This window comes from Paraliobacillus quinghaiensis (genome assembly GCF_003426025.1).
In the GTDB taxonomy this organism is placed as follows: domain Bacteria; phylum Bacillota; class Bacilli; order Bacillales; family Amphibacillaceae; genus Paraliobacillus_A; species Paraliobacillus_A quinghaiensis.
In genome coordinates this window covers 1-5,420 of record NZ_QJSH01000048.1, presented here as the reverse complement: position 1 = coordinate 5,420, position 5,420 = coordinate 1, and the positions used below count along the sequence as shown (strand labels likewise).

The window sequence follows — 5,420 nt, the reverse complement described above, 5'->3', positions numbered from 1 at the left end:
GACTTTCTTTTTTACCAATGCGTTCAATAGCACGCTGTGCCTTTTTCTTTCCTAACGAACAGCGCTGGGAACGAAAGTGACGTCGCTTATATCCGACTTCTTTTCCTGAAAAAAATTGTCTTTTTCCACTAGTAGGTTCTGAAAGAACCGCAAGGTAACGAAGACCTAAATCTACACCTACAGGTGTATAATCAACAAAGTCTTTGTTTACTTCTTTATGTGTTTCAGTGAAGTATAATTCAGACCTTACTTGGATAGGAATAGCAATGTACCAATCTATTCCTTTTCGGAACAATTCCATTGTTCCGCGGTGCTCTTTGTTTTCTTTTAATAGAAAAGGAAAATACATTTTTACATCTTCGCTTTCTACAACAGGAATGCTTTTCTTTCCTAAATTTGATGTGAAAGCAATATACCATTTTCCGTTTTTTTCAACGCTGTTCCAATTTTGATTATTGATTTTAATGCCAAGTGAATTTTTAAATGTAGGAAGTGTTTTTGCTTTTCCTTTTTTGAAATCTGAAATAGCTTTTCTAGCACGACGAATCGCTTCGTTTTTAATGGCAGATTTAAAATTAAAATTCACATTTTTAGAAGAAAGCTTTTCACTGTTATGAAGGCGTTTTACACAATTATTAACACAAGTAGCAAACTCTGTTTGCTCTTGTACGAAGTGTTTGTGTTTTTTCTTTGTTACGTTTTGAAGCCTCACTAGGATAGTTTTTGTTGCCATTTTTTTCACCTCCTTGTTTATATTATACCAAACAAGTGTTTGAAAAACGCTTCAAAACACTTATTTTTAAAGAAAAACCAAAAAAAGAAATAGACCTTAGGCATTCATCACCTCATTGAAATAAGGTGCGTTCTGCCAAATTATCGTAAAATAAACATTCTCTTCCTACGCCAATGCTCGCGTTTGTTGAGCAGCAAAATATTGTTTGAATTATTGACTGTTCCCCCTTATCTTCATCAACTTTTTCTTTCTTTCCTGAATAAGCATCCACATAAAAATCAACAATCCATTGGTTTTATCAATAATGAAAAGACTTACTAACATTGCAAGGAAAAATGATATTGTTGGAAAGTTAGTTTTTAATGTTCCTGCAACAACTAAAAATAAAAATATAAGTGTAACTAAATAGACTAATCCTTTTTTCATAGGTTTTCTCCTCTAAATTCTCTTGTACTAAAGTCTACTGCGCCCTTAGCACAATAGGAGATGCCATATAGACAACTCATCTTCCATTAAAGCACCCGTGGGACTTGATCCCGTCAATTAAACTGTTCGCCCCCTACTTGTAGAAACATAATTGAGGCTGGTTGGGACTATGATCTCGTATAACAAGCGAAGCTATGACACTACAAGAAGAATTAGGGGTACCGGCAAATACTTTCGCTTTAGCCCTACTTTTTGCATTTTTATCTGGTGCAATAATTTTAAATGTATTAAAAGAGGAACTACCTGAAGACCGAGAAAGCAGTGCTTGGGCATTTTCATTAGGAGCGAATGGGTATCTGGCTCTCCTGTTAACTATCGCTTAACCTTATTCGTCAAGACAACTATTTTTTTAATATGGATTTTGGGCAATTGGACCAGACGGCAAGAATAGACTCATTCGTTTAGAGGATATCAAAAAAACAAATGGAAATGGAATTTATGGAACTATAAATGTAATTAAATGGTCTTCTCACGTTTAGTGTAAATCGGACAGTTCAATTATTATCGAAAACAAAAAGACCCATCGCTTTAAATTGCGCAAGGTCAATCAGTCCATTCGCTTAATTTCTCGTAAGTTGTTTATTGTATAGTGTAAAGTCATTTCAAGCGTATTATGAACAAGAACTTCTTTTACTACCGTTATAGGTGCGTTCTTTCTTGTAACAAGTTCGATTGAAACGTATGTCTTATTTGATGCGGTCTACTGTTACTCGTAGTCTCTACGTTCTACTACCTTCGCTTCTTCTTTAACTAAAAACATCATAAGTAGCTTTGATATAATACCAAGTGTCAAATAAACTGCGAACGAATATGTGTGCGTCCATTTTTGCAGGTCATATATTTCCATCCATACTAGAATTGGTTCAGCTAGATACGCTAGAATTAACGCTAGAATTATAGTAGCAATTATTTTTGATTTTAATGTAGAAAACCATTGATAAATCAACATATAAATAAAAGGAATCATAGTTAAATAAGGTAGTAACGGTGGTAGTATTGGAATTAACCTAGTCTTATGTCCAAAAAGCACCATACTCATAAATAATGAATCAAATAAAGTAGCAAGTGCAGAAACAAAAAGTCCATATGTCAATAGTTCAAATATTCTTTTTTTGTCGGCTAATATCCACCATATTATAGGGATAACAAATAATAATGTTAAAAGTACCCACCAATTAAAAGAAAAAAACTCATTATCAAGCCAATATTTTAAATATGTTTGAAACAAGTTTTCACGAATATTCGTTATATCTTGCCAAGTAGGGTTATTTAACACAAGCTCCACCTTCTTATATTAATATAATTAATCTAAATATATTGTGTGGAAAAAAGCATGTAATTATACAAAAAATTAGAAAAACAGTGTCTTTTATTATGCTTAAATTTTTTCATACCCCAACATATATAATAGAACCTTAAAAACAAGTTCGATTAACTGATTCATCATTCTTCTTAAAGAAACGCATCCGATAGTTGAAGATAATAAGCGTATCTTGTCTTATTTATTCACATGAAAACCAAATAAATATTTCAGAAACACGGTCATCAATAATCCTAAATGACATACCAGTCTTACCACCTAAGGAAATAACATTATCGTATTCATCGTGGGAATACTCCTCATTGATATACTCCCCATATATACTTCTTACTTTTTCTTGTGTCGAACCAATTGTAATTCCCTCTGAATAACCCTGCTTACATTCAATTTTCAAAAAATAAAAAAGGTAACTATGAATGGTTACATATAGAAAAAAGTCAAGGTCAATCATTTGCTACATACTTAATTCACGTAACGAATGAAGAATCTAATCTTTTAAAATTTATGATTGTTACTAATCAAAAAAATAATATTGCTAAAATGGAATTAAATGTGAATGATCAGGAAATAGAACAGGAATTTAGAGTAGATCAATGATAACAGTTAGTTTAATTCTTGTAGGATGCCAAGAAGATGAAATGTTACTAGAAGAAAATCAAAAGTTAAAAACAGAATTAACGGAACTTGAGACTGAATTACAAAATAAGAAAGGTGAACTAGAAAAAATGTCTAGTAACCTTGATGACTATGCAGTAATAAATCGACAACTCGAACAGGAACTTGTAGAGGTGAATAACCAACAAGAGAACATACCAATATTTGATGTTTTTAACGAAAAGTTATTTGTTGCTTCAGACGTACTATCCCATGAGAACATAACAATAGCTAGGGTCAAGGAATTATTAGGGGAGTCAAATGAGTACGGGGAAGAACCAGCAGCACATGGTTCAGGAAAAGATATAACATTGACTTATGATGAAGCCACTTTCCATTTTCGGGGAGAAAATGAAAAATCAGGTATAAGGGCTTTAGTTATAAAAGAACCTTTTCTTACGACATATTAGATAGAAACGCAACTAACCTTTCATCATAAATATCTTTAATCTCCAAAATATCTATTGATTCGTTTTCGTAACCTTCAATAGATTGAATAACTTTTTCTATAGATTCTTTATCGTTTCCATACGTTTTGCCAATATTATCAAAAAAATAAAAAATAAATATTGCAATCAATATAACTACAGTTAAAACGTAAGCTTTATTTTTTTCTTTAAAGGCATTGGAATACTCTCCCTCCTCAAAAATAAAATTATAATATATATTTCTTCCACTAAACTGCGGCGTTATCTCAATAAGCAATAGGAGCTACGACATTAATAGCTCCTTGTTCCACTAAAGCCACCCTTTAGTTTAAGTGCAAGGTTTCACAACCACTTAAAATAATTGGTCATTTAATAAAAGGATACAATTTTTCCATCGCTATTTAACCCTCGAAAACTGAAACTACCTACATCTCCATTTGGTAACTTACTGTAATGAGCTGCAAATCCATCTTTTACATTCATTTCAATAAAAACAGTTGAATGCTTTTTAACAATACTTAATGGTGTATTTTTTTTATCATATTGTTCATTACTAACAATTACCTTCTCAATTCCCTTATCTAATACCTCTGCTGCGAATATTACATCATGATAAAGTTCATTTTCTATTGGGGTTCCAGACCAAGTAATTTTCATTTTTTCATCAACTGTTTGTGCACTAATCGCGTTGAAATCGGTGAGACGTTTGAAAATACCAAAAGGTTTATCAATTACTTTTACATAATTGACCTTACCTGTATCCCAAATGACTAGTTTTTTATCTTCAAATTCTTCTTCGAAAACTACTTCACCATCTTTGGTGGGGAACGTATAACGAATTGCAGAATGTTCAGTTAAAGCATATCCTCCAAGCACTGACGGAACAAAATACACTACTAATAATAGTAAGAATAACAGACCAAATATTACTAAATAACGTTTCTTGGATTTTTTACTTAATTGCAATATACCTAACCCCTTCCTGTAATTTACGAGCAAATGTCTCTTATTAAACTAACCTGCCCTTTAACGCAATAAGGTCTACGCTTCTTGTTCCAGATAAGCCACCCTTTAGTTAAATGGTTAATACTTAATCTGAAAATCAATATCAGTTGGTGATACTACTGTGAATTCAACAACCCCAGCAATACTATATCTTTCACTTTTAATTAAAACAAGCTGTGAATATGTATTAGACCTACCATCCACTTTGTTCCACGGTTGTGGTAATTCAAGTTCAATATCTTCGTTCGAACTAACATTAATGTATAGTAATTTTGATGTAATATTCCCGTTTGCATCTTCAGTAATTTGTAAAATCGCCTTTGGGTTAAAGGTTTCTACCATCTTTTTATCTTCAAATAATATCTCAGTTTTGGGCTGTTCTACCTTAACTTTATAAACCATTGTATTACCTTCTTCTACCTTTTCAATTACTTCTATATTTTCTTCTTCTAACTTCATTTCTACTTCTTCATTTTTTGTGCAAGCAACAAAAAACACTAACAAAAACAAGCTGATTGCCAAGAATAAATTCTTCCTTAACATACTTTACCTCCTACAAATGTCCTAAATGTTAGTTTTATAATTTATACCTTGTGTTCAACTCTACTGCCCGTTAACTCAATAAGCCAATGAGCTGCGACATAAACGATACCTAGTTCAGCTAACGTCAGCAATAGGTAAGCATTTGAGGTTATCTCCAGCTTTTCCCCTGCTCCACACGGAGCGTGCTAGTTTCCCAGCACTCCGCGTTCCATCTAAAGATATGTACTAAATTATAAGTTCCTAGTTACTC

Annotated in this window: 9 protein-coding genes; 2 read left to right on the top strand and 7 right to left on the bottom strand. The window is 32.4% G+C overall.

The genetic code is table 11. From position 1 onward, the window contains the following. Both D2K40_RS15970 and D2K40_RS15965 read right to left on the bottom strand, forming a co-directional pair. On the bottom strand, positions 1-733 hold a 733-nt coding region (locus D2K40_RS15970), incomplete at its 3' end, for a nuclease/transposase family protein (RefSeq protein WP_476704039.1). 210 nt (positions 734-943) lie between these two features. Next, positions 944-1,159, bottom strand: coding sequence for a hypothetical protein (locus tag D2K40_RS15965; RefSeq protein ID WP_117157331.1), 216 nt, complete (start codon positions 1,157-1,159; stop codon positions 944-946). Between the two features lie 194 nt (positions 1,160-1,353). On the opposite strand from D2K40_RS15965, the gene D2K40_RS15960 reads away from it, so the two are divergent. After that, positions 1,354-1,542, top strand: coding sequence for a hypothetical protein (locus D2K40_RS15960; RefSeq protein WP_117157330.1), 189 nt, complete (start codon positions 1,354-1,356; stop codon positions 1,540-1,542). A gap of 383 nt (positions 1,543-1,925) precedes the next feature. Here the strand turns inward: D2K40_RS15960 and D2K40_RS15955 are convergent, their stop codons facing one another. Further along, positions 1,926-2,495 (bottom strand): CBO0543 family protein, encoded by a 570-nt coding sequence (locus tag D2K40_RS15955; RefSeq protein WP_117157329.1) that lies wholly within the window; start codon positions 2,493-2,495, stop codon positions 1,926-1,928. A gap of 226 nt (positions 2,496-2,721) precedes the next feature. Beyond that, positions 2,722-2,991: a hypothetical protein gene (locus tag D2K40_RS15950; RefSeq protein WP_117157328.1), complete on the bottom strand. Its 270-nt coding sequence runs from the start codon at positions 2,989-2,991 to the stop codon at positions 2,722-2,724. 142 nt (positions 2,992-3,133) lie between these two features. On the opposite strand from D2K40_RS15950, the gene D2K40_RS15945 reads away from it, so the two are divergent. Continuing rightward, a complete protein-coding gene (locus D2K40_RS15945; RefSeq protein ID WP_117157327.1) occupies positions 3,134-3,604 on the top strand; it encodes a hypothetical protein in 471 nt (156 codons plus the stop codon). On the opposite strand, the gene D2K40_RS15940 is transcribed toward D2K40_RS15945, so the two are convergent. The 3 genes from D2K40_RS15940 to D2K40_RS15930 all read right to left on the bottom strand — a co-directional run bounded on the left by D2K40_RS15940 (position 3,591) and on the right by D2K40_RS15930 (position 5,170). After that, complete coding sequence (locus tag D2K40_RS15940) at positions 3,591-3,899, bottom strand: hypothetical protein (protein WP_117157326.1); 309 nt, start codon at positions 3,897-3,899, stop codon at positions 3,591-3,593. The genes D2K40_RS15945 and D2K40_RS15940 overlap by 14 nt on opposite strands. Before the next feature lie 92 nt (positions 3,900-3,991). After that, positions 3,992-4,588 carry a hypothetical protein gene (locus D2K40_RS15935; RefSeq protein WP_117157325.1) on the bottom strand — a complete coding sequence of 199 codons (597 nt, stop codon included), beginning with the start codon at positions 4,586-4,588 and terminating at the stop codon, positions 3,992-3,994. A 117-nt stretch (positions 4,589-4,705) separates the two neighbouring features. Then, positions 4,706-5,170: a hypothetical protein gene (locus D2K40_RS15930; protein ID WP_117157324.1), complete on the bottom strand. Its 465-nt coding sequence runs from the start codon at positions 5,168-5,170 to the stop codon at positions 4,706-4,708. Positions 5,171-5,420: the final 250 nt, after the last annotated feature.